General features: G+C 72.8%; 23 protein-coding genes. 20 read left to right on the forward strand and 3 right to left on the reverse strand.

Going from position 1 to position 21,601, the window contains the following annotated elements:
• The first annotated feature begins 6 nt into the window (after positions 1-6).
• The 13 genes from DFQ13_RS31645 to DFQ13_RS31705 all read left to right on the forward strand — a co-directional run bounded on the left by DFQ13_RS31645 (position 7) and on the right by DFQ13_RS31705 (position 12,344).
• Positions 7-1,284 carry a LeuA family protein gene (locus tag DFQ13_RS31645; RefSeq protein WP_110082459.1) on the forward strand — a complete coding sequence of 426 codons (1,278 nt, stop codon included), beginning with the start codon at positions 7-9 and terminating at the stop codon, positions 1,282-1,284.
• Positions 1,281-2,558, forward strand: a complete 1,278-nt coding sequence (locus DFQ13_RS31650) for a 3-isopropylmalate dehydratase large subunit (RefSeq protein WP_110082460.1) — start codon at positions 1,281-1,283, stop codon at positions 2,556-2,558. Before DFQ13_RS31645 ends, DFQ13_RS31650 begins: the two co-directional genes overlap by 4 nt.
• Complete coding sequence (locus tag DFQ13_RS31655) at positions 2,555-3,085, forward strand: LeuD/DmdB family oxidoreductase small subunit (RefSeq protein ID WP_052021527.1); 531 nt, start codon at positions 2,555-2,557, stop codon at positions 3,083-3,085. The genes DFQ13_RS31650 and DFQ13_RS31655 overlap by 4 nt, the downstream gene beginning before the upstream one ends.
• Before the next feature lie 154 nt (positions 3,086-3,239).
• Positions 3,240-3,611, forward strand: coding sequence for a histone-like nucleoid-structuring protein Lsr2 (locus tag DFQ13_RS31660; protein ID WP_110082461.1), 372 nt, complete (start codon positions 3,240-3,242; stop codon positions 3,609-3,611).
• Positions 3,612-4,028: 417 nt separating this feature from the next.
• Entirely contained in the window at positions 4,029-5,597 is a 1,569-nt protein-coding gene (locus DFQ13_RS31665; protein WP_110082462.1) for an amidohydrolase, read from the forward strand.
• 85 nt (positions 5,598-5,682) lie between these two features.
• Positions 5,683-7,119 carry a sensor histidine kinase gene (locus DFQ13_RS31670; RefSeq protein ID WP_110082463.1) on the forward strand — a complete coding sequence of 479 codons (1,437 nt, stop codon included), beginning with the start codon at positions 5,683-5,685 and terminating at the stop codon, positions 7,117-7,119.
• Positions 7,116-7,772 carry a response regulator gene (locus tag DFQ13_RS31675; protein ID WP_084176162.1) on the forward strand — a complete coding sequence of 219 codons (657 nt, stop codon included), beginning with the start codon at positions 7,116-7,118 and terminating at the stop codon, positions 7,770-7,772. The genes DFQ13_RS31670 and DFQ13_RS31675 overlap by 4 nt, the downstream gene beginning before the upstream one ends.
• Positions 7,773-7,878: 106 nt before the next feature.
• Positions 7,879-9,234 (forward strand): hypothetical protein, encoded by a 1,356-nt coding sequence (locus DFQ13_RS34280; RefSeq protein WP_233427807.1) that lies wholly within the window; start codon positions 7,879-7,881, stop codon positions 9,232-9,234.
• Positions 9,231-9,650 (forward strand): FixH family protein, encoded by a 420-nt coding sequence (locus DFQ13_RS31685; protein WP_181400245.1) that lies wholly within the window; start codon positions 9,231-9,233, stop codon positions 9,648-9,650. Before DFQ13_RS34280 ends, DFQ13_RS31685 begins: the two co-directional genes overlap by 4 nt.
• A 17-nt stretch (positions 9,651-9,667) precedes the next feature.
• Complete coding sequence (locus DFQ13_RS31690; RefSeq protein WP_233438672.1) at positions 9,668-10,813, forward strand: hypothetical protein; 1,146 nt, start codon at positions 9,668-9,670, stop codon at positions 10,811-10,813.
• Between the two features lie 2 nt (positions 10,814-10,815).
• Complete coding sequence (locus DFQ13_RS31695) at positions 10,816-11,340, forward strand: hypothetical protein (protein ID WP_110082465.1); 525 nt, start codon at positions 10,816-10,818, stop codon at positions 11,338-11,340.
• A gap of 81 nt (positions 11,341-11,421) precedes the next feature.
• Complete coding sequence (locus DFQ13_RS31700) at positions 11,422-11,832, forward strand: cold-shock protein (RefSeq protein ID WP_035286160.1); 411 nt, start codon at positions 11,422-11,424, stop codon at positions 11,830-11,832.
• Between the two features lie 2 nt (positions 11,833-11,834).
• Positions 11,835-12,344: an MOSC domain-containing protein gene (locus tag DFQ13_RS31705; protein WP_233438673.1), complete on the forward strand. Its 510-nt coding sequence runs from the start codon at positions 11,835-11,837 to the stop codon at positions 12,342-12,344.
• A gap of 59 nt (positions 12,345-12,403) precedes the next feature.
• On the opposite strand, the gene DFQ13_RS31710 is transcribed toward DFQ13_RS31705, so the two are convergent.
• Positions 12,404-13,237 carry a helix-turn-helix domain-containing protein gene (locus DFQ13_RS31710; RefSeq protein ID WP_181400246.1) on the reverse strand — a complete coding sequence of 278 codons (834 nt, stop codon included), beginning with the start codon at positions 13,235-13,237 and terminating at the stop codon, positions 12,404-12,406.
• A 174-nt stretch (positions 13,238-13,411) separates the two neighbouring features.
• On the opposite strand from DFQ13_RS31710, the gene DFQ13_RS31715 reads away from it, so the two are divergent.
• From DFQ13_RS31715 to DFQ13_RS31730, 4 genes are all read left to right on the forward strand, one after another.
• Entirely contained in the window at positions 13,412-14,254 is an 843-nt protein-coding gene (locus tag DFQ13_RS31715) for a helix-turn-helix domain-containing protein (protein ID WP_110082467.1), read from the forward strand.
• A gap of 2 nt (positions 14,255-14,256) precedes the next feature.
• Positions 14,257-14,439: a DUF397 domain-containing protein gene (locus DFQ13_RS31720; RefSeq protein WP_110082468.1), complete on the forward strand. Its 183-nt coding sequence runs from the start codon at positions 14,257-14,259 to the stop codon at positions 14,437-14,439.
• Between the two features lie 78 nt (positions 14,440-14,517).
• Positions 14,518-15,150: a NucA/NucB deoxyribonuclease domain-containing protein gene (locus DFQ13_RS31725; RefSeq protein ID WP_146241427.1), complete on the forward strand. Its 633-nt coding sequence runs from the start codon at positions 14,518-14,520 to the stop codon at positions 15,148-15,150.
• A gap of 56 nt (positions 15,151-15,206) precedes the next feature.
• Positions 15,207-15,734 carry a hypothetical protein gene (locus tag DFQ13_RS31730; protein WP_146241428.1) on the forward strand — a complete coding sequence of 176 codons (528 nt, stop codon included), beginning with the start codon at positions 15,207-15,209 and terminating at the stop codon, positions 15,732-15,734.
• A gap of 28 nt (positions 15,735-15,762) precedes the next feature.
• Here the strand turns inward: DFQ13_RS31730 and DFQ13_RS31735 are convergent, their stop codons facing one another.
• Entirely contained in the window at positions 15,763-17,301 is a 1,539-nt protein-coding gene (locus DFQ13_RS31735) for a class I adenylate-forming enzyme family protein (protein ID WP_233438674.1), read from the reverse strand.
• Positions 17,302-17,455: 154 nt separating this feature from the next.
• On the opposite strand from DFQ13_RS31735, the gene DFQ13_RS31740 reads away from it, so the two are divergent.
• From DFQ13_RS31740 to DFQ13_RS31750, 3 genes are all read left to right on the forward strand, one after another.
• Positions 17,456-17,866, forward strand: coding sequence for a type III secretion system chaperone family protein (locus DFQ13_RS31740; protein WP_035286141.1), 411 nt, complete (start codon positions 17,456-17,458; stop codon positions 17,864-17,866).
• Positions 17,867-17,965: 99 nt separating this feature from the next.
• Positions 17,966-18,793 carry a poly(ethylene terephthalate) hydrolase family protein gene (locus tag DFQ13_RS31745; RefSeq protein WP_219994720.1) on the forward strand — a complete coding sequence of 276 codons (828 nt, stop codon included), beginning with the start codon at positions 17,966-17,968 and terminating at the stop codon, positions 18,791-18,793.
• A gap of 511 nt (positions 18,794-19,304) precedes the next feature.
• Positions 19,305-20,912, forward strand: a complete 1,608-nt coding sequence (locus DFQ13_RS31750; protein ID WP_110082473.1) for a sensor histidine kinase — start codon at positions 19,305-19,307, stop codon at positions 20,910-20,912.
• 51 nt (positions 20,913-20,963) lie between these two features.
• On the opposite strand, the gene DFQ13_RS31755 is transcribed toward DFQ13_RS31750, so the two are convergent.
• Entirely contained in the window at positions 20,964-21,488 is a 525-nt protein-coding gene (locus tag DFQ13_RS31755) for an ATP-binding protein (protein WP_110082474.1), read from the reverse strand.
• Positions 21,489-21,601 lie beyond the last annotated feature (113 nt).

Here is a 21,601-nt window from a genome sequence, read left to right on the forward strand (position 1 = left end):
TTCCACGTGGACACCGACGACCTCGCCCAGCCACCCCAGGACACCGCCGCCCACCCGGGACCGGCGGACCCCGGTCCCCTGATGCCCGCCGCGGTGGACGTCATCGACTGCACGCTGCGCGACGGCGAGCAGACCCCGGGCGTCTGGTTCACCGTCGCCGAGAAGGTCGAGTTGGCCACCCTGCTCTCCGAGGCGGGGGTGCTGGTGCTCGACGCGGGCTTCCCGGCGTCCTCCGGCGCCGACGTCGAGGCCCTGCAGGGGATGCGGCAGGCGGGCATCGCCGCGGCGGTGGGCGCCACCGCCCGACCGGTGCAGCAGGACATCGCCGCGGCCCGCAAGGCCCAGGCCGACGAGGTCTTCCTGTTCATGCCCACCAGCGACCTGCGGCTGCGCGAGACGCTGGGCATCACCCGCGACCAGGCGGCGCGGATCATGCGCGCCGGGGTGGACGAGGTGCTCGGCAACGGCATGGGCCTCAACATCGTCTTCGAGGACGCCACCCGCGCCTCCCCCGAGCACATGGCCCGGCTGGTCGACGAGGTCTGCCTGCCCGGGGAGGTGTCGCGGCTGATCCTCGCCGACTCGGTGGGCTGCGCGCACCCGGGGTCGATGCGCGCGCTGGTGCGCACCCTGGCCGAGCGGCTCGACCCGGCCATCGACATCTGCGCGCACACCCACAACGACTACGGCCTGGCCACCGCCAACACCCTGGCCGCGGTGGAGGGCGGGGCCCGCGCGATCACCTGCACGGTCAACGGCATCGGCGAGCGCGCGGGCAACGCCGACCTGGCCGAGTGCCTGGCCTCGCTGACCCACCTGCACGGCGTCGAGCACGGGGTGGACGCCACCGCGCTGCCCCGCCTGTCCCGCCTCGTCGAGCGGATCAGCGGCATCCACATGGCCGCGACGAAACCGGTGACCGGCGGCAACGTCTACCGGCACGAGTCCGGGCTGCACGTGGACAGCATGCTCAAGGACGTGCGCAGCTACGAGGTGCTGCCACCGTCCTGGGTCGGCGCCGAGCGCGGGTACGTGCTGGGCAAGCACTCCGGCACCTCGCTGGTGCGCGAGGTGCTGCGCCGCACCGGCACCGCCACCGACGTCGACGACGACACCGCCCGCCGCCTGCTGGACACCGTCAAGTCCACTGTGGATGGCTGGGACAAGTCCGGGCACGACGCCGCGCACGCGGCCAAGGAGCGGTTCGTCGCCACCGCGCTGGCGGGCGTGTCCCCCGACGTCGTGGTCGCCGAGTACCACCGGATCGCGGGAGCGCAGTCGTGAGCGGGCGGACCATCTCCGACATCATCATCGACGCGCACAGCCTCGACGAGGACCGGTCGGCGCTGTTCCGCCGGGTGTCGGTGGACGCCGTGCTCGGCCACGACGCCACCACCGCCCTGCTGATCGACGACTTCGAGCGGCGTGGACTGTCCATCTGGGACAAGTCGAAGGTGCTGCTGACCAACGACCACTTCGCCCCGCCCGCCACCGCCGAACGGGCCGACATCTCCAACAAGTTCCTCGGCTGGGCGCGCGGGCTGGACATGCCGAACCTGATGCTGGACAAGGGGATCTGCCACCAGTTGCTGGTCGAGCACCGGCTGTGCCAGCCGGGCGGGCTGATCGTCGGCGCCGACAGCCACACGATCATGGCGGGCGCGGTCAACACCTGCGCCACCGGCATGGGCGCCACCGACATCCTGTTCACCCTGGCCACCGGCACCACCTGGCTGCGGCTGCCACCCACCATCGCCGTCCGCTTCACCGGCGCGCTGCCACCGGAGTCCGGTGGCCGCGACATCGTCCTGGAGCTGCTGCGGGTGCTCGGCGAGGGCGGCGCGCAGTACCGCAGCCTGGAGTTCCACGACGAGACCAGCACTCGGCTGCCGCAGGACGACCGGTTCGCCATCTCCAACATGGCGGTGGAGATCGGCGCCAAGTTCGGCGTGTTCGCCGCCGACGAGGTCACCGAGGCCCACTGCCGCGACCGCGACGGCCTGGGTCCCGGCGAACCGCTCCTGGGCACCCCGGTCCGCCCGGACGCCGACGCGGGGTACGAGCGGGTGATCGAGCTGGACCTGACCGACCTCACCGCCCGGGTGGCCAAGCCGTGGTCGCCGGGCAACGTGGTGCCGGTCGCCGAGCTGGAACCCACCGAGATCACCTCGGCGTTCCTCGGCTCCTGCGCCAGCGGGCGGCTCGCCGACATCCGCGACGCGGCCGAGGAGGTGGCGGGCAAGCGGGTCCACCCCAATGTCCGGTTCGTGGTCATCCCGGCCTCGGTCGAGGTGTTCAAGCAGGCGTTGCGCGCCGGGTACGTGGAGGTGCTGACCGAGGCGGGCGCCCAGTTCAACCACTCCAGTTGCGGGGCCTGCGGCGGCATCGACAAGGGCGTGCTCGGCGCCGCCGACGTGTGCGTGTCCAGTTCCAACCGCAACTTCCGGGGCCGGATGGGCCACTGGGACAGCCGCACCTACCTCGCGTCCCCGCGCACCGTGGCCCGCGCGGCCCTGCGCGGGGCGATCACCCCCGACCTCTACCGGGAGGCGCAGTGACCAGCGGAACCGACGGCGCGACCGGACCCGTCGAGGGCCGGGTGTGGCGCTTCGGCGACGACGTGAACACCGACGTCATCCACCCGCCCGCCTTCTACAGCCTCGACCCGGACAAGGTCCGCCGCGGCCTGTTCCACGGCTACGACCCGACCATCGCCCGCGACCTGCGTCCCGGTGACGTGTTCGTCGCCGGGCGCAACTTCGGCTGCGGTTCCAGCCGGGAGACCTCCATCCGCGCGATCAAGCTCAACGAGGTGGGGGCGGTCGTGGCGGTCGACTTCGCGCGGATCTTCTTCCGGAACGCGACCAACAACGGGCTGCCCTGCCTGACCTTCGCCCGGCCCGCCGACCTGGAGCTGGTCGAGGCGGGCACCCGGGTGGTCCTCGACCCGGTGGCGGCCACGCTGACCTGCGCGGACGGCACCGTGGTCGAGCTGGTCCCACCGGGGGAGTTCGTGCGCGAGATCTGGGCCGCGGGCGGGTTGCTCAACCTGCTGCCCACCGGGATGAGCGCGCCGGAGTCGTGAATTGCCCCGGCATTCCCGGGCGTCTCACCAATGGTGGCGAGGTCGGCATTCCCGTGATCGGCGATACGCTGATCGGGGTGGTGCATGGCGTCGCGGGCTCGGATGTGATCCAATAATGGATAGGATCTGCCCGTTTCCGCAAAAAAGGTGTGCCATGGCTCAGAAGACGATCGTGCAACTGTTCGATGATCTGGACGGTTCCCCGGGCGAGGACATTCGCCCGATCGAGTTCAGTCTCGACGGCGTGCATTACGAAATCGACCTGAACGAGGCCAACGCCGCCCGCCTCCGCGAGGAGATGGCCGAGTTCGTCAACGCCGCCCGCCGCACCGGCGGCCGGGTCCGCCGCGGCGGGGCGCCCGCCAAGGCAGTCGGCGAGGTCCGCAGCAAGGAGCAGACCAAGGCCATCCGCGACTGGGCCAGGCAGAACGGCCACGAGATCTCCGAGCGCGGCCGCATCCCGTCCGCGGTCGTGGAGGCCTTCGAGGAGGCCCACGCGGGCAAGCGGCGGCTGTCGGCGGTGTAGCTGTGCCCGGCCGCGTTCGGCGGCCGGAATGGGTCGGGGCGGGTCGGGGCGCGGGACCACCGGGTTGTCGGCCGCCGGTGTCGGCGGACCGGTGGGGCGGGCCCCGGCGCCCCCGGCGCACCCGGGTGAAACGGACGGGGTCCGGGCAATCGCGCTGCCCGTTCGACCCCACCCGGTGATACCACCGGTCGGTGTCGCTCTCGATACCGCCGGTTGATGTCCCCGTTCCCGCCGCCCGTTCGACGTGGTCCGGCGGTCGGATGGCGGTGTGCGGGTCGCGATCTGTGTTCCGCCGATCACCGGCCGTCCCCGCCGGGTTTTCCCGAGCCGCATTCACCCGCGAATTGTCCGAGTGCGCGGGTGTCCCCGGTGGACTGCTCATTCCGGGCGCGAATCCGCCGCCCTAGGCTGGTGGGCATGCTCGATCTCCTCTTGGTGGGCGGCCGGTTCACCACCCTGGACCCGGCCCGACCGCGCGCCTCGGCGCTGGGCGTGTGGCGCGGTCGCGTGGTGGGCCTCGACGAGCAGGTCACCCGCCTGCCCGCGCGCCGGGTGGTCGACCTGCGCGGCGCCGTGGTGCTGCCCGCCTTCGTCGACCCGCACGTGCACCTGGCCTGGACCGGGCTGGCCGCCGGGACCGCCTCGGTGGCCGCCGCGACCTCGGTGCCCGAACTGCTCGCCGCCGTCGGCGCCGCCGCCGCGGCCCGCCCGGCGGGGGAGTGGGTCGACGTCGTCGGCTACGACCAGCGCAGGCTCGCCCGCCACGTCACCGCCGCCGAACTGGACACCGTGGCCGCCGGTCGGCGCGTCAACCTCGTGCACGACTCCGGGCACGCCTGCGTGGTGGACTCCTCGGTGCTGGCCCTGCTGCCCACCGGGACCGCCCACCGCGACGGCCTGCTGGTGGAGGCGGGCGCGGGCCTGGTGCGCGAGCTGCGCCAGCCCTACGCGCTGAGCGAGCTGGTCGCCGCCGTCGAGCGGGCGGGCACCCAGTGCCTGGCCGAGGGGATCACGGCGGTGGCCGAGGCGGGCATCGGCGGCGGCCTCATCCGGCACAGCCCGGTCGAGCTGGACGCCTACCAGCGCGCCGAGGAGCAGGGCAGGCTGCCGCTGCGGGTGCGGCTGATGGTCGCCGGGTCGCTGCTGCGCCCGGTCGCCGCGCACGGCACCGACCACACCCCGAGGGCGATGGACCTGGGCCTGCGCACCGGCTTCGGCGGCGACCGGCTGTCGCTGGGCGCCCTCAAGGTCTTCACCGACGGCGGCATGATGGCCCGCACCGCCGCGCTCACCGAGCCGTACGTGGGCGAGGCGGGCGCGGGGGAGCTGTACGCCCCGGCCGACGAACTGCGCGCGGTGATCGTCGACGGGCACCGCGCGGGCTGGCAGCTCGCCGTGCACGCCATCGGCGACCGCGCCGTCGACGTCGCCCTGGACGCGATCGAGGCCGCGCAGACCACCCACCCGCGCCCCACCGCCCGACACCGGATCGAGCACGCGGGCCTGGTCCGCCCCGACCAGCTCCCCCGCTTCGCCACCCTGGGCGTCACCCCGGTGCTGCAACCGACCTTCCTGTGGTCCTTCGGCGACGACTACGCCCGGATCATGGGTGCCCACCGCGCCCCCTGGCTCTACAGAGGACAGTCCTTCGTGGATGAAGGGGTGCGGTTGGTCGGCAGTTCCGACCGCCCGGTCACCGTGGGCGCCCCGCTGCGCGCCATGCAGTTCCTGCTCGACCGCACCTCCGCGCTGGGCACGGTGGTCGGCCCGGCCGAGGCGGTCACCCCGGCCACCGCCGTGCACGCCTACACCACCGAGGCGGCCTGGTCGTGCCACTGGGAGGACGACCTGGGCGCGCTCACCCCCGGCTCGCTCGCGGACCTGGTGGTCCTCACCGCCGACCCGCACCACGTGCCCCCGGCGGAGATCGGCGTCCGCGCCACCGCCGTCGCGGGTGAGGTCGTGTGGGGCGAGGAACTGTTCTGAGGGGACGCGGACCGGTGACCGCCGCCCGGGGGCGGATTCCCCGACACCGAACCACCGCGCGGGGCGGAAGTGCGAAGCTGGACGGGTGTGGGACACAGCAGCCGCGCTGCGCCGGGAGTCGCTGGTTGTCGCCGTCCTCTGCGCTGTCACCGACGCGTCCACCATCCTGCTGCTGTGTCCGGCCGCCGGACACAGCGGGTGGGGGCCGCTCGCCCTGGGACTGACCGTGCTCGCCGACCTGGCGCTGGCCACCCCGGCCCGGTTCTCCGGGGTGGTGGCCGCCGCGCACGCCGCGTTGCAGGTCGCGGGGCCCGCGATGCTGGCCGGGCTGGGCCGGTACCAGGGCGCCAACGAGACCGGCCTGCTCGTCGCCGGGTACCGGGCGGGCGCCTGGCTGGGCATCCGCGAAGCGGTCGTCGTGCTCGCCGTCCTGCTGGTGGGCGCACTCGTCGGCCGCGTCGGCTTCCCCCCGTCGGAGGTGGGCGGCGACTGGCGGCTGGTGGCGCTGCACGCGCTGACCACGGTCGTCCTGCCCTGGTTGGTCGGCCGCAACACCACCGCCCGGCGCGGCCACCAGGCCGAGGTCGAGCAGCGCGAGACCAGCCGCCGCATCGAGGAGCGCGCCGCCGTCCGCCGCGCGGTCGCCGAGGAGCGCACCGCCATCGCCCGCGACCTGCACGACGTCATCTCCCACCACGTCAGCGCCATCGGCGTGCACGCGGGCGCGGCCCGCCTCGCCCTCGGCGGCCCACCCGGCCCGGTCGGCCGCTCGCTGTCGGCGGTGGAGACCGCCAGCCGCTCCGCCATGGCCGACCTCCGCCGCATGCTCGACCTCCTGCACCACGGCGACGCCGCCACCCGCCAACCCGGCCTCGACGACCTCGACGACCTGGTCCGCGTCACCCGGGCGGCGGGCCTGCCCACCCGCCTCACCACCACGGGGGTCGCCGTGGACCTGCCGCCCTCGGTCGACGTGGCCCTGCACCGCGTGGCCCAGGAGGCCCTGACCAACGCCCTGCGCCACGGCGGCGGCGAAGGCGCCGAGGTCACCCTCACCCGCACCGACACCGAAGTGGTGCTCACCATCGCCAACGACCTGCCCCCCGACGCCGCACCCCCCGGCCGCCGCCCCGCCCCCGCGCCACCCACCCGCACGGGCCGCGCGGCCCGAGCGGGCCGCGCCACCGCGGAACTGGACCACCCGGACGCCGCGCCCGCCCACGGGGGCCGGGCGGACCTCGCCCAGGTGGGCAGCGCCGCCGCGGACCCCGCCTGCCCGGACCGTGCCGACACCGCGTCCGCCCACGGGGGCCGTGGTGTCGCGGCGACCCCCGCCCACGGGGGCACCGCCGCCCCACCCGCCCGCGCACACCGAACCCCTGACGAGCCCGACGACGTACAGGTCCACCGCGGCCTGCCCGGCATCCGCCAGCGCGCCGCCCTGTTCGGCGCCTCGGTCACCTGCGGCCCCGACGGCGGCCGGTGGGTCGTGCGGGTCACCGTCCCCCTGGAGGCCAGGTGACCGTCCGCGTCCTGCTCGCCGACGACCACGCCATGTTCCGCTCGGGGATGCGCGCCGTCCTCGACACCCAGGCCGACCTGGAGTGCGTCGGCGAGGTCGGCGACGGCGCCGCCGCCGTCCGCGAGGTCGCCCGGCTGCGCCCCGACGTGGTCGTCCTCGACGTCCGGATGCCCCGGCTGGACGGCCTGTCCGCCGCCGAGGCCATTCTTGCCGCCCCCGGCAACCGCACCCGGGTCCTCGTCCTCACCACCTACGACCTCGACGAGTACATCTACCGCGCCCTCAGCCTCGGCGCCAGCGGCTTCCTGCTCAAGAGCCTGCCCCCGGAGGAGCTGGCCTCCGCCGTCCGCGTGGCCGCCCGGGGTGACGCCCTCATCGATCCCTCGGTCACCCGCAGGCTGGTCGCCCGCTTCACCGCCAGCCTCGCCCCCGCCCCCGGCCTCGCCGCCCCCGACCGCCTCACCGTCCGCGAGCAGGAGGTGCTGCTGCTGGTCGCCGACGCCCTGAGCAACGCCGAGATCGCCGCCGAACTCCACATCGGCGAGGAAACGGTCAAGACCCACGTCTCCCGCGTCCTGTCGAAACTCGGCCTGCGCGACCGCGTGCACGCCGTCGTCTACGCCCACCGGCACGGTTTGGTCCGCAGGCCCTGAGCCGGTTCCCACTCAGGCCCTGAGGGGTTGTCCCCCGAACGGGGGAGTGGGAGATCCCCTGGTGACGGGACGAAACTGTCGGTGCAGGTCGGTAGCGTGCTCGGGTGTGCGGGGATGGGTGGTCGCGGCGTTGGTGCTGCTCCTGGGTGGGGCGGCGCCCGCCGCGTGGGCCGATGGGGGGCCGGTCGGGGGCGACCTGCACGTCGCGCAGACGTTGGGGGATCGTGAGTTGACCGTGGTGGTGCGGCGGGTCGACGGGGCTCCCGCGCCGGTTTCGGTGGACGTCGTGGGGCACGTGGGGACCGCGGCGGGGGAGTTGCGGTTGCGGGTGGTTCCCGCTGGTGGGCGGGTGTTCGGTGAGACCGCTGTGCGCGTCGGCGGGCCGGGGGCCACCTCCGCCACCCTGTCGGTCGACCGGTTCGGGCCGTGGGAGTTGGAGCTCGACGACGGGGTGAACACCGCGCGCATCCCGTTCACCGTGCCCGAGCGCGTGACGCCCGCGTGGGAGCGGTTCACCTACGGCGGGTTCGTCGCCGCGGGGCTGTTCCTGTTGCTGGCGCTGGGTTTCGCGCTGCGGACGGGGGTGGGGCGCGGGACCGTGCTGGCGGTGGCGGGGTTGGTCGTGGCGGTCACCGTCGCGGTGACGGCGGCGTTGCTGTCCTCGTCGGTCCCCGTCGCCGCGCCGCCGTTGGACGGGAGTCGGCCGCCGGTCAACATGGCCGTGCGGGCGGTCGACGCGCGGGCCGGGGCGCCGGTGGCGCTGGCGGTGGACCTGACCGACGCGTCGACCGGGCGGCCGGTGGACGACCTGCGCGTGCAGCACGCCGCGTTCGTGCACCTGGTGCTGGTGAGCCCGTCCGGTGTGCTGACCCACGTGCACCCGGTGCGGGTGCGGCCGGGGCACTACGCGGCGACCTTCACCCCGGGCGAGGGCGGCCGGTTCGGGCTCTCCGCCGAGCTCTCCCGCGCCGGAGCGGGCGTCCAGGAGGTGCGGGCGACGCTCGACGTCGCGGGCGACCCCGCGGTGTCCACGGTGGTCCCGGGTGTCGGGCCCCGGCAGGCCGACGGCGCGACCGTGGACGTCTCCTCGGGGCCGCTCGTCGCCGGGCGGGCGGTGACGGTGGCAGCGGACTTCGGTGGGCCTTCCGATCTTCAACCGTGGCTGGGGATGCGCGGGCACCTGATCATCGTGGGGCCGCTGCCGCCGGACGCGCCGGTCGGTGCCGCCGCGGTGGCCGCGCCGGTGTGGGCGCACGCGCACGCCATGGTGCCGCCGACGCCCGGCGCGGTCGGCGGGGAACCGGACGAGACCGTGGCCGCCTACGACCCGAAGGTGGACTTCACCTTCACCTTCCCCCAGCCCGGCCGCTACCGGCTGTGGTTCCAGGCCGAGCGCGGCTACCGGGTGATCACCGCCCCGGCCGTGTTCGACGTCCCCGCCGACCCGGGCGGTGCGCCGTGACCCGGACCGGGAAAACCGTCTTCGCCCTCGTCGTGGTGGCCGTGCTCGCGGGCGCGGTCCTGCTGTGGCGGCTGGGTTCCGGGGACGGACCGGTCGAGTTGAGCGGCGGCACCGACAGCTACGCGCTGCGGGTGCGGTTCGACGGCCCCACCACCGTGGGGGAGAGCGCTGTGAGCATCGAGGTCGCCGACACCGCGGGCACCCCCGTGTCCGCCGACGAGGTGACCGTCGAACCGGTGATGCCCGAGATGGGGCACGCCGAACCCGCCGTGTCGGCCGCCGCCGAGGGGGTGCCCGGCCGCTACCGGGCCACCGGCGCCCGGCTGACGATGGCGGGCACCTGGGAGATCACCGTGACGGTCCGCTCGGGCGGCAAGCAGGAAGCCGCGGTGTTCCCTATCGCGGTCCGCAGTTGAGTGAGGGGTGTGCAGGCATGGCAGCAGGGGACATGACAGCGGGGATCGCGCCGGGGACCACCCGGGAGGGCGCGGCGCCGCGCACCGCGACCGGGGCGGCGACGGCGAGCCGGGGGCTGCCCACGGCGCTGGCGCTGCTCACCGGGTCGCTGCTGACCCTGGTCGGGCTGACCTGGGACGTGCAGTGGCACACCGACGTCGGCCCGGACACGTTCTTCACCCTGCCGCACCTGTTCCTGTACGCGGGCAGCGCGGTGGCGGGCCTGGCCAGCCTCGGCGCCGTGCTCGCCGCCACCGCCGGTCAGCGCGCGGGCCGCGACCCGGACCCGGTCGTCGGCGGCAGGCCGATCGCGGTGCTGCGGGTGTTCTCCGCCCCCATCGGCTACCTGGTCGCGGGTTGCGGCGCCGCGTCGTTCCTGCTCTACGGGCTGTGGGACCAGTGGTGGCACGGGCTCTACGGCTTCGACGCGGTGATCGACTCGCCGCCGCACATCGGGCTGCTGCTGTCGGTGATGGCCACCCTGGTGGGCACCGTGATGGTGTTCGCCGCGGCGTACCGGCAGACCTGGGGCCGGGTCGGCACCGTCACCTCGCTGGGCATCCTCGCCGCGTTCAGCACGATCGTCGTGCTGGGCTTCAGCAACGTCGGCGGGCCGGTCGACGCGGTCAGCGCCGCGCTGTCCTGGCTGATGGTCGTGCTCGTGGTCACCGCGGTCGGGTTCGCCCGCAAGCCGGGCCTCGCCGTCGCCCTGGCCGTCGCGCTGGGGATCATCCAGGCCGTGGGCTGGTGGTTCTCCCCGTGGGCCACGCACGTCTACGCCGACGCGGTCGGCCTGCCGATCCGCGACTACATCCGGGGTGTGCCGGTCATGCCCGCGCTGATGCCGATGGGTCTGGTCCTGGTGGCCGCGCTGGTCGAGGTGTTCGCCGTGGCCGCCCGGCGGGGCAACCGCAGGCTGCCCGCGGTGGCCGGTGCCCTCGCGGGTGGGCTGGTCGCCGGGTTCCAGGGCGTGCAGAACGCCTGGGTCTACGGCTACGCCGTGCCGCCGGTCGGCGACCTGGCGCCCACCGTCGTCGCGGGTGTGGTGCTGGGGCTGCTCGCCGGGTTCGTCGGCTGGCGCTTCGGCCGGATGCTGCGCCTCGTCGACCCCGGGAAGGCCTGATCATGCGCCGGATCATCACCGTCCTCACCGCCGTCCTCGGGCTCGTGCTGGCCACCGCGCCGCTCGCGCAGGCCTACGAGCCGGTCAACGTCGTGCACACCGAACGCGTCCAGGTCGGCCCGTACGCCCTCGACGTCGGGTTCAGCGCCTGGCCGGTGCGCGCCATGCAGTCGCTGGACTGGACGTTCGCGCCGGTCGGCGGCATCGCCGACAAGTCCGGCACCCTGTCGATGACCGCCCCCGACCAGGGCAAGGAGGCCCGGCAGCGGCCGATGGCCCGGCACCCGCGCAAGCTGGAGGTCTGGGGCCTGGACATCAAGTCCCTGGACTCGCCGGGCAACTGGACCATCCGGTTCCGCGTCGACGGCCCGCAGGGGCCCGGGGAGGGCGCGCTGACCTCCCTGAACGTGCTCGACCAGCCCGGCCCGCCGATGGCGCTGAGCTGGTCGTTGAGCACCCTGCCGCTCGTCGGGCTGGTGGCTTTCCTGGCCGTCGCGTGGCGCCGCACCAGGTTGGTGGCACAATGAGCGCACTTGTTCGTTTATGGGTGGCGCGCGGTGGTCCCGGTTCCAGGGGTCCGCGCCGGTTGACGTGATGCGGTGGGTGAAGTGGCGACAGGCACAGTGGTGAAGTTCGACCAGGTTCGCGGGTACGGGTTCGTGGCCAACGACGCGGGTGGGGACGACATCTTCCTGCACGTGAACGACCTCGAGTTCGACAAGCACCTGATCAACGCGGGTTCGGTGGTCGAGTTCGAGGTGGAGGACAGCCCGCGCGGCCCGAAGGCGTTCGGCGTGAGCCTGGTCCGCCGCCCCGACACCGCCCCGAGCACCCCCCGCATCTCCACGGCCGCCGACGGCGACGAGGTCCTGTGCGACTTCATCCCGGCGAGCGAGTTCTCCGCCGAGGTCACCGAGGCCCTGCTCGGCTCGGTCGGCTCCCTCACCGGCGACCAGCTCGTCGCGGTCCGCCGAGCCATGATCAAGCTCGCCGAGGGCCACGGCTGGCTCGGCGACTGACGGTGCGGGTGGAGGCCCTGCTGGTCTCCCCCGTCCACGCCTACGAGGGCCGACCCACCGAGCCACCGCGCCCGGACCCGGCCCCGCTGTCGGTCCCCCGGGCCGAGGTGCACGCGCACCTCGGCCTGGTGGGCGACCGCTACCACAACCGCGAAGCCCACCGCCAAGCCTCGGTGACGGTGTTCTCGGCGGACGCCCTGGACGAGGTGGCGGCCGAATTGGGCCTGCCCCACCTGCCGGTGGAGAAGACCCGCCGCAACATCATCCTGCGCGGCTTCCCGGTCGACGACTTGGCGGCCACCCGCGAGCGGGAGGGTGCGGTGTTCAGCCTCGACACCGGCTCCGGCCCCATCCGCTTCCAGGCCCACCGCCCCGCGCACCCCTGCCGGTGGATGGACACGCAACTGGCCCCCGGCGCCTTCAAGGCACTGCGCGGCCGGGGCGGAGTCCGTTGCGCCCCACTGGATTCCGGCTTCCTCACCCCCGGCCCGGCCACCCTGCTCGTCCCCTGACCCGCCCGCCTGCCACCCGCGCTTCGGCACGACGCCGGGTCGTGCCCGGCGGCCTGTCGTCAGGCACCTCCGGTGAGGGGCAGCAGGTCGCGCAGGATCGTGGTGGTCTCCCGTTCGGGGTGGGCGAGTGCGCGCAGCTCGGCCAGCAGCGCCGTGGTGGCGCCGGTGGAATCCGCGCGCTCCAGGACGATGCTGGTCGTGTGGTGTTCGATGTGGACGACCGGCGGGAAGTTGTCGATCTCCAGCACCCGGAACGCGGACTGGCGCGGAGCGGCGCGCGGCAGGACCCGGACCCGCTGCGGCTCGGCGAGCAGGTGCCGCACCTGCGCGCGCCGCACCTCACCCGGCAGGTCGTGGTCGTCGAGGACCCGCGCGGGCACCAGGTACACGCACTTGCGCCGGGTGTCCGGCTCCGAGCGTTCGAGTTCCCGGGGCTGCCGCGTGGCGCGGTGGTAGGCGGGGGTGCGCAGCGCCGCCGGGAGCAGGGCAGGCTCGTAGGTGGTGATGGTGGTGGCCAGGGCTTCGAGGTCGCGCACCGGGTCCGGCCCGTCGTGGCCGTGGCGGATGATCCAGTCGGTCCGGTCGGCGGTCGCGGCCAGGCGGTAGAGCACCTGCCGGTGGTCGGGCCGGATGTCCAGCAGCGCGCACAGCCCACCGATCTCCAGCGCGGTCGGCACCCGGCGCCCGGTCATCACCCGGTTCACCATCGCCGCGCTCATCGACATCTCCCCGGCCAGCTTCCGGGTGGTGTACCCGCGCCCGCGGCGGGCGGTGTCGAGCCTGCGCGCCAGGATGAGCCCACGCAGGGTCTTCGCCCGGATGGTGTCGGTGTCGGATCGCGGCCGGTCGGGGAGCGCGGTCACCGTGGTGCCCTGGGCCGAATTCTGTTTCACGGGGTGGATTCCCGAATCGGGACCTATCCGCATGTCGTCACCTGTTTCTGACGTTGACCACTGCATCGGTTGTGCTCGGGGAGAAACGTTTTTGCCCGCCTGCGAGTACCGAGCGTATGGTCTTGACCGCAGTGACAGAAAGTCGTGCGAGGAATCGCTGATCGGGGGAGTGGAATGGGTGGTAAACACCGGCCCGGAACGCCGCGCGATCGGGCCCTGGGAGCGGAGCTGCGTGCGATCCGGGAGCGGGCCGAACTGAGCCTGGCGCAGGTGGCCGGGGCCATCCAGTGGAACGTCTCCACGCTGAGCAGGCTGGAACGCGGGCAGCGGCACATCTCGCCGGAAGCCGTCATGGGCCTGGCCGTGGTCTACAGGCTGCCACTGGAACGGCGGGACGAACTGGTCGCCCGCGCCAAGGAACCCGCCACGCTGGGCTGGTGGGACCGCCCACCCGCAGGCGTCCCGAGCGACCTTGGCGCCCTGGCGTCATACGAGTTCGAGGCGATCCGCATGACCGACTGGAGCCCCGGCGTCATCCCAGGGTTGTTGCAGACGCCGGCCTACGCGGAGGCGGTCATGCACGACTGGGGCGTGCCCGAGCACGACGTCCACCCGCGCCTGCGGGCCAGACGGCAACGGCAGGAGTTGCTGAACCGCCGCGAGGTCGACTACACCGCCTTCGTCGGAACGACAGCCCTGGCGAACCAGTTGTGCTCGACCAAGGACTTCATTGCCCAGCTCCGCCACCTGATCACCATGGCGAACCGCGATGGGGTGGACGTGCGGCTGGTCGAGCTGCCCACCTCGTTCGCCATCGGCGGCTGGTACCTGATGAACTTCGACCGATCCGGCCCGGTGGCACTCGTGGAACACCTGGGCTCGTCGACCTTCCTCTTCGACGAGGAAACCGATCCCTACACGGCGGCCCGCCGCAAGCTCGACGGCCTTGCCCTGTCAGTGCGGGCAACGCAGGATAGGGTTGAGGCGATCATCGAGCAGCGGATTGTGGGGAAGTGACCATGCGCAGCGAACCCTTGCGGTTCAAGAAGTCGCAGTTCTCCGGCGGCCAGTCCAACTGCGTGGAGGTCGCCCACACCCTGGCGCACCTGCGGGACAGCAAGCAGGGCCCTGGCGCGGTGTTGCTGCCTGGCGACGCCGCCGCCCTGATCGCCTTCGTCAAGGCGGGCCGCATCTCCCGGTGACCTGTCATACTCTAGGCTGCCTCACTTTTGAAGACGTCTGAGCGCAATCTGTGCGATGGGCCGCCTGGAGGAAGATCGGTGACAACAGGTAGTAAGACCGGCATGCTCCTGCCGCTCGTCCTGGTCGCGGGGGCAGTTGTGTACTTCGGTGGCTCCGAAGTCCAGGACACGGTGGCCGGTCTGCTCTCCAGTGACTCTGTCATCGTCGGCGCAGGCGATGAGCAGGTGTTGGTAGCAGGTGGCGCTGAGTCCGAAGTCGAGCAGTGCACGGCCGAGAAGGTGCTTTCGGAGAAGCGGTGCGGCGACCTGAAGGTCATCGTGATGAGCGCGGCGAAAATGCCTTATATCGCCCGGAACATCTCCCTTGCCTGGGGTGAGGGACACGATTTCATCCTGACCAAAGACGGCAAGAATCGAGCAGCGAACTACAACCAGACCTGCCGCAAGACGTTCGTGAAGAAATACGATGATGGCTCGTGTGACGAATATGCTTTCGCCTCTTCGGTTCAAGGCGGAAAAGGTGCTCGCACCGAAGAAGTTCCCGCCCGTGAACAGGCTTGTCAGGGGGGCACCTTGAGCACGGCATACCGCTACCAGGGTATCGGTGACGGGGATGACTTTCTCGTGGTTATCAGCAATCCGGGTAAGATCGCGTCGGTGCCCTATCAAGGACAGGACGTCGCCGAGGACAAGACATCATGTGGCAGCTAGCAAGGAAATACGTTTGGGCCGACGAAGACCCGGACTTCGTTTGGACGGTGGCAGTTGTGACCGGCAGTTCGGTGGACGACCTGGTGCGCGTGTACGGGGGCGACCCCACAGCGGCTGTGCCTCTGGCTTTCGACGGGGCGTGGCCTTCCCAGGAAGACTTCGGAAGCGTTTTCAATCTCCAGGTTCTCGTCGAAGACGCGTATGTCGTCGCCATCGAGCCGAACGGATGGTCGGGTGACCTCCCGGAGATCGCTCGTCGGGCGTCGAATGGTGGTCTGTTCGTCAGTGCCTACTGGAGCATGTCCGGCGCGTACCGGATCACCGAGGCCCGTGGTGGCAGGGTGACTGCTCACTTCGACCCGTTCGCGGTCGGCTTTCCGGGCGGCATGGGCGATCTTCAACCGGACTGGATCGAGGAGACGCCGTTTGACCTTGATCGGCCCAACGCTTCCTGTCTGGCCGCTGTTGAACACAGAACGGGCTTGGTGATCGAACAAGACTGGTTGGTGCGCAAACTTCCGACGTACCGCATCCCTGATCCGGATGTGCTGTTGAAGGATGTGGAAAACGCGAGAATTCCGTAGAGGCGGAAGACGGATTCGCGCGTAGCGGCTATTCCGCCGCGAACCGGTTCCGCAGTTCGCGCTTGAGGATCTTGCCCGCCGCCGAGTACGGGATCGACTCCACCAACCGGACCTCGCGCAGCCGCTTGTAGTGCACCACCTGCGCGTTGATCGCCTCCTGGACGGCCTCCGCCGTCACCGACGCGGTGCGTGGGACCACGAACGCCACCGGCAGTTCCCCGGCCAGGTCGTCCGGTCGCCCCACCACCGCCGCGCCCAGGACGTCCGGGTGCGCGGCCAGCAGTTCCTCCAGTTCGCGCGGGTAGACGTTGTACCCCTTGTAGAGCAGCATGTCCTTCTTGCGGTCGACGATGAACAGGTACCCGTCCTCGTCGACCACCCCGATGTCCCCGGTGTGCAGCCACCCGTCGACCAGGACTTCGGCGGTGGCTTCCGGGTGGTTGTGGTAGCCCTCCATGACCTGCGGGCCCCGAAGGCAGATCTCGCCGCGCTCGCCCGGGGGCAGGGGGGCGCCGCCCTCGACCGGTTCGACGCGGACCTCGGTGTCGGGCAGCGGCACCCCGACCGAGCCGACCTTGCGCACCCCGGACCGGTGCGGTGGGGCACCCGTGGCGCCCATCGTGACCTCGGTCAGGCCGTAGCCCTCGGACACCTGCGCGTGCGGGACCAGGGTGCGCAGCCGCTCGATCATCTCCACCGGCATCGGGGCCGCGCCGGAGGCGACGGTGCGGACCGAGGTCAGGTCGCGGGTGGCGCTGTCGGGGTGGGCGAGCAGGGTGGCGAAGAGGGCGGGGACACCGCCCATCGAGGTGACCCGGAGGCGTTCGGCGTCGGCGAGGTAGGCGGCCGGGTCGAGGCGGTCGTGCAGGACGAGCGTGGCGCCGGTCAGGACCGGGGCGTTGAGGCCCGCGACGATGCCCATGGCGTGGAACCACGGGGTGAGGTTGATCGCGACGCCGGTGCCCAGGCGGACCGGCCACTCCTCCGGGTTGCCGATCTGCTCCAGGGTCAGGCCGCCCTCGTCGTCGAGGCGGGGCAGGGAGCCGGTGTGCCAGCAGGCGTACTGCAGCGTGTTGGCGACCACGTTGCGGTGGGTGAGCCGGACGCCCTTGGACACGCCCGTGGTGCCGCCGGTGTAGGCGAGGTGGGCCAGGTGGGTGTCGACGTCGCAGGCCACCCGGGGTGGGACGGTGGGCATGTCCTCGCCCAGTGGCGGGACGTCGGCGGCGGTGAGGGTGAGGTTGACCTCCGCGTCGGCGAGTTGGGCGCGGGCGGCGTCCTCCGGGAGCAGCGGGTTGACCGGGACGAACGCCGCACCCGCGAGCAGGGTGCCGTAGTAGGCGACCGGGAAGGCCAGGCAGTTGGGCATCCGCAGCGCGACCCGGTCGCCGGGGGAGATGCCCCTGGCGCGCAGGCCGTTGGCGGTGCGGGCGGCGGCGGCGCCCAGCTCGGCGAAGGTGATCGCGTCGTCGCCGTGGGCGAAGGCCACCCGGTTGCCGTAGCGGCGGGCGGAGCCCAACAGGATGGCGCCCGCCGCGACGCTCGGGTACCGCAACGAAGCGGGCATACCGGGCGGAACGATCCTGTTCGGCATCAAGCCTCCCAAGTGGACAATGCCGTCGACGGCGGCGGCCCCCGATCGACTTAACACGATCGCCGGGGGCCGCACAACCCCGCGAACGGCTCCCCCGGGCGGTGATCGTCTCCCGTAGGCTGGTGCCATGCATTCGACTTGGGCCGACCTCGCCGCGTACGTCCGCGAGGAGTACGAGGTCATCGAGGAGCGCGAGGACGAGATCCGCCTCGAGTTCCGGTTCGAGAAGTACGACGAGGAGGACGAGCGCAGCCAGATCGTGGTGCTGCTGCGCGAGGTCCTGGACAACAAGCACGAGTGGGTGCAGATCGCCAGCCCGGTCGGCCTGGCCGCCTCGGTCGACCTGGCGGCGCTGCTGCGCGAGGTGGGCCACGGGTCGATCGCCTGCGGCGCGGCGATCATGGGCGACCACGTGGTGCTGCGGCACTCGCTGCCGCTGCGCGACCTCGACGTGCACGAGTTCGACGACCCGCTGGCCCTGCTCGCGGGCACCGCCGACCAGATCGAGGAGATGTTCTTCGGGGGCGACGGCTACTGAGACCGCGCGCACAGGTCGCGCACCTACCCTCGGCGGCGGTTGCGCCGTTCGGGTGAGAGGAGCGCTCCGGTGCGGAGAGCGGGTCGTGGATTGGCCGCGGTGGCGGTCGTCGTCGGGCTGGGTGCCGGGCTGACCGCTGCCGTTCCCGCACCGCCCGCCGTCGAACGCGGACCCGCACCCACCCCGGCGAGCGTGACGGCCGCCGTCGGCCCCCACGCCGTGATCACCGCCGCGGTGCGCCGCGCGGACGTGGCCGGGTTCGGCGGCGGCACGCTGCTCGCCCCGGCCGACGCCGCGGGCGGCCCGTACGGGGTGGTGGCCGTGGCCCCGGGGTTCCGGGAGGGTGCGGCGACGCTGGCGTGGCTGGGGCCGCGACTGGCCTCCCGGGGGTTCGTCGTCCTCCTGGTCGACACCCTCGACCCGGACGAGTTCCCGACCGCCCGGGCCGCCGAACTGCTCGCGGCCATCGACTGGGTGGTGGCCGACAGCCCGGTGCGCGATCGGGCCGACCCGGCGCGCGCGGCGGTGCTGGGGCACTCGATGGGCGGTGGCGCCGCGCTGGAGGCGGCCCTGGCCCGGCCCGGGCTGCGCGCGGCGATCCCGATGGCGCCGTGGGACCCGGCCGCGGACTTCGCGGGCGTGCGGGTGCCGACCCTCGTGCTCGCCGCCGAGGACGACACGATCGCGCCCCCGGCCGAGCACGCCGAGCGGTTCTACGCCTCGCTCACCGCCCCCGCCCGGGCGTACGCGCTGCTGCCCGGCCGTGACCACGACTTCTCCAACGCCCCCGACGACGTGACCGCCGGGTTGGTGCTCTCCTGGCTCGCGCGATTCGTCGACGGCGACACCCGTTACACCCGTTTACTGTGCCGGGGAACGCTTTCCGCCGCGGTGGCGTCCCAGCAGGACACCTGTCCTGCTCCGTGATCAGGACAGTCCACCCAGGACGATCAAGGTCCCGGCGGGCCGTCCGGGGAATCGGATTATCGGCCGAATGGCGTTCGGTGATCGGCCCGACATCGGTCCGGCACGGGGTTACCGTCGGGTTTCTCACTCTTTCGGGTTAACGCAGACGGGGTTACTCTTCCGTAGGGACGGAGGTGTCGGATTTTGTTGGGGTGCAACGGAACCGGTTCTCGACCGAGGTTGTACCGTAGGCGTCTCAACGAATCCCCCACCTCGACCAAGACCATTCCCATGCGGACGGTGCCCGGCGTGATGCCCCCACGCGGACCGTCCGGCCGCCACCGGGCGGCGGCTCGACCACCCGGGCACCGCGCCGCCCGGCCGAGCCGCCCCCCGGCGGCATCCCCGCGCCCCGCCCCGGCGGCGGGACCGCGGCACACCGACGCCGCCGCAGGCCCGGCAGGTGCCCGGCCGTAGGCTTTCGCGCGACCAGGCGGGCACCCCCGCGCGGCGCGAGGCTAGGACACCCCGGATGAGCGAGCACCCGTCCCGACCCCGGCGTTCCGGGCTCACCCGCTGGTCGCTGCGGCGCCGGTCGACGGTGGCCTCGGTGCTGCTCGTGGTCGTCTTCGCGGCGGCCATCGCCGCGGTCGCCGTGGCCATCAACGACCTGGACTCGACCAGGGCGCGGCTGCTGGACCGGATCGGGCCGATGGTGATCAGCTCCGAGCAGCTCACCACCGCCGTGGTCGACCAGGAGACCGGGGTGCGCGGCTTCGCCATCACCGTCCGCCCGGAGTTCCGCACCCCCTACGACGACGGCCGGTCCCGCCAGCGGCAGGCCGAGGCGGAGCTGCGGCCCCTGCTCACCGACCTCCCCCGGATCGCGGCGGAGTTCGAGGAGGCACTGCGCCAGGTCGAGGTCTGGCGCGCGGAGTACGCCGAGCCCACCATCGAGCAGGCGGCGGCGGCCAGGCTCACCACCGACCCGGAGGCGGGCAAGGTCCTGTTCGACCGCGCGCGCTCGGCGCTGGACGAGCTGCGCGCCGACCTGGAGGAGGAGCGGGTCATCGGCCGGGCGGCCCTCAACGACTCCGCGACCGCGCTGGTCCGCACCTGCGTGATCACCCTGGGGGCGCTGCTGCTGCTCGTGGTGGTCGCCTCGGTGCTGCTGCGCTCGGCCGTGGTGGCCCCGCTGTCGCGGCTGAGCCACCAGGTGCGGCAGGTCGCCGACGGCCGGTTCGGGCACCGGGTGGAGGTGACCGGGCCCGCGGAGATCGCCGGGCTCGCCGAGGACGTCGACGTCATGCGCGCCCGCATCCTCTACGAGCTGGAGGTGCTGCGGCAGACCAACACCGAACTCGACACCCTCAGCGCCGACCTCAAGCGCTCCAACGCCGAGCTGGAGCAGTTCGCCTACGTCGCCTCGCACGACCTGCAGGAGCCGCTGCGCAAGGTCGCCAGCTTCTGCCAGCTCCTGGAGCGCCGCTACTCCGACAAGCTCGACGACAACGCCCGGCAGTACATCGGCTTCGCCGTCGACGGCGCGCGGCGGATGCAGGTGCTGATCAACGACCTGCTCTCGTTCAGCCGGGTCGGGCGGCACACCGGCAAGCACGTCGACGTGCCGGTCGCGAGCCTGGTCGAGTCCGCGCAGCGCAACCTGGGCGCGGTGCTGGAGGAGACCGGCGCGACCGTCGAGGTGCCCGCCGAGCTGCCGGTCGTGCGCGGCGAGGTCCCGCTGCTGACGGCGGTGTTCCAGAACCTCATCGGCAACGCGGTCAAGTTCCGCGCCGAGGAGCCGCCGGTGGTGCGGATCGAGGTGGAGCGCGACGGCGACGAGTGGGTGTTCTCGGTGTCGGACAACGGGATCGGCGTCGAGCCGCAGTTCGCCGAGCGGGTGTTCGTGATCTTCCAGCGGCTGCACGGCAAGGACGCCTACCCGGGCACCGGGATCGGGCTGGCCATGTGCCGCAAGATCGTGGAGTTCCACGGCGGCCGGATCTGGCTCGACACCGAGCACGCCGAGAGCGGCGGGCGGGGCACCACGATCCGCTTCACGCTGCCGGTGATCACCCCGCCGGAACCGCAGGAGCCCACCGCGGAGCCGGAACCGGCCGCCGCGGAGCCGCGGGCCTGAACGGGCGCCGGGCCGGTGGCGCGGTGCGCCGCCGGCCCGGGATGACGGAAATCAGCGCGCGCGGGCGGGCTCGTCCGCGGGGGTGCGCTGCTCGGGCGCCCACGCGGTCGGCCGCGTGGCCCGCTCGCGCGGGAACCGGGCGGAGAGCGTCGTGCGCCCCGCGTCGTGCGACAGCTCGACGTCCTCGGCGAGCTCCTCGATGACGCTCAGGCCCAGGCCGCGGGTCCCCGGCGCGGCAGGCCAGCACCCGTGGTCGGCCACCAGCGCCACGATGTCGTCGGCGTTGGCGTGCACGGTGATGGCGACCAGACCGCAGTCGTCGCCCTCGAGGTAGCCGTGCTCGATGGAGTTGGACACCGCCTCGTCGACCACGGCCACCACGTCGCGGCGCTGCTCCACGCGCACGTGGTGGGCGGCGAGCCAGGCGCTCACCCGGTGGCGGACCAGGGAGAGCTGGTCGCTGTCGGCCGGGACGATGAAGGTCAGCACACCGGTGTCGCGCAGCTTGCGCTGCGGTCGCGGGCGGCCGGGGGAGATCGGTCGGCTGGTCGGTGGGGCTGGATCAGACGCGGGCACGCGTCCCCCTCTCTCGGACGGGAAATGTCCGGTTCACCCGGTGCATCGCCGCGGGTCACTTGAACGTTCCCGTCCGTTTTCCGCGAGCGTGACCGGCTTGTTAACCCATCATT

The organism is Actinokineospora spheciospongiae (assembly GCF_003182415.1).
GTDB lineage: Bacteria > Actinomycetota > Actinomycetes > Mycobacteriales > Pseudonocardiaceae > Actinokineospora > Actinokineospora spheciospongiae.

Coding starts and splice junctions, on each gene's coding strand:
- DFQ13_RS31735 (WP_233438674.1), bottom strand. CDS start 17,301: ATGCCCGCTTCGTTGCGGTACCCGAGCGTCGCGGCGGGCGCCATCCTG.
- DFQ13_RS31665 (WP_110082462.1), top strand. CDS start 4,029: ATGCTCGATCTCCTCTTGGTGGGCGGCCGGTTCACCACCCTGGACCCG.
- DFQ13_RS31720 (WP_110082468.1), top strand. CDS start 14,257: ATGCGCAGCGAACCCTTGCGGTTCAAGAAGTCGCAGTTCTCCGGCGGC.
- DFQ13_RS31740 (WP_035286141.1), top strand. CDS start 17,456: ATGCATTCGACTTGGGCCGACCTCGCCGCGTACGTCCGCGAGGAGTAC.
- DFQ13_RS31695 (WP_110082465.1), top strand. CDS start 10,816: ATGCGCCGGATCATCACCGTCCTCACCGCCGTCCTCGGGCTCGTGCTG.
- DFQ13_RS31750 (WP_110082473.1), top strand. CDS start 19,305: ATGAGCGAGCACCCGTCCCGACCCCGGCGTTCCGGGCTCACCCGCTGG.
- DFQ13_RS31660 (WP_110082461.1), top strand. CDS start 3,240: ATGGCTCAGAAGACGATCGTGCAACTGTTCGATGATCTGGACGGTTCC.
- DFQ13_RS31715 (WP_110082467.1), top strand. CDS start 13,412: ATGGGTGGTAAACACCGGCCCGGAACGCCGCGCGATCGGGCCCTGGGA.
- DFQ13_RS31690 (WP_233438672.1), top strand. CDS start 9,668: ATGGCAGCAGGGGACATGACAGCGGGGATCGCGCCGGGGACCACCCGG.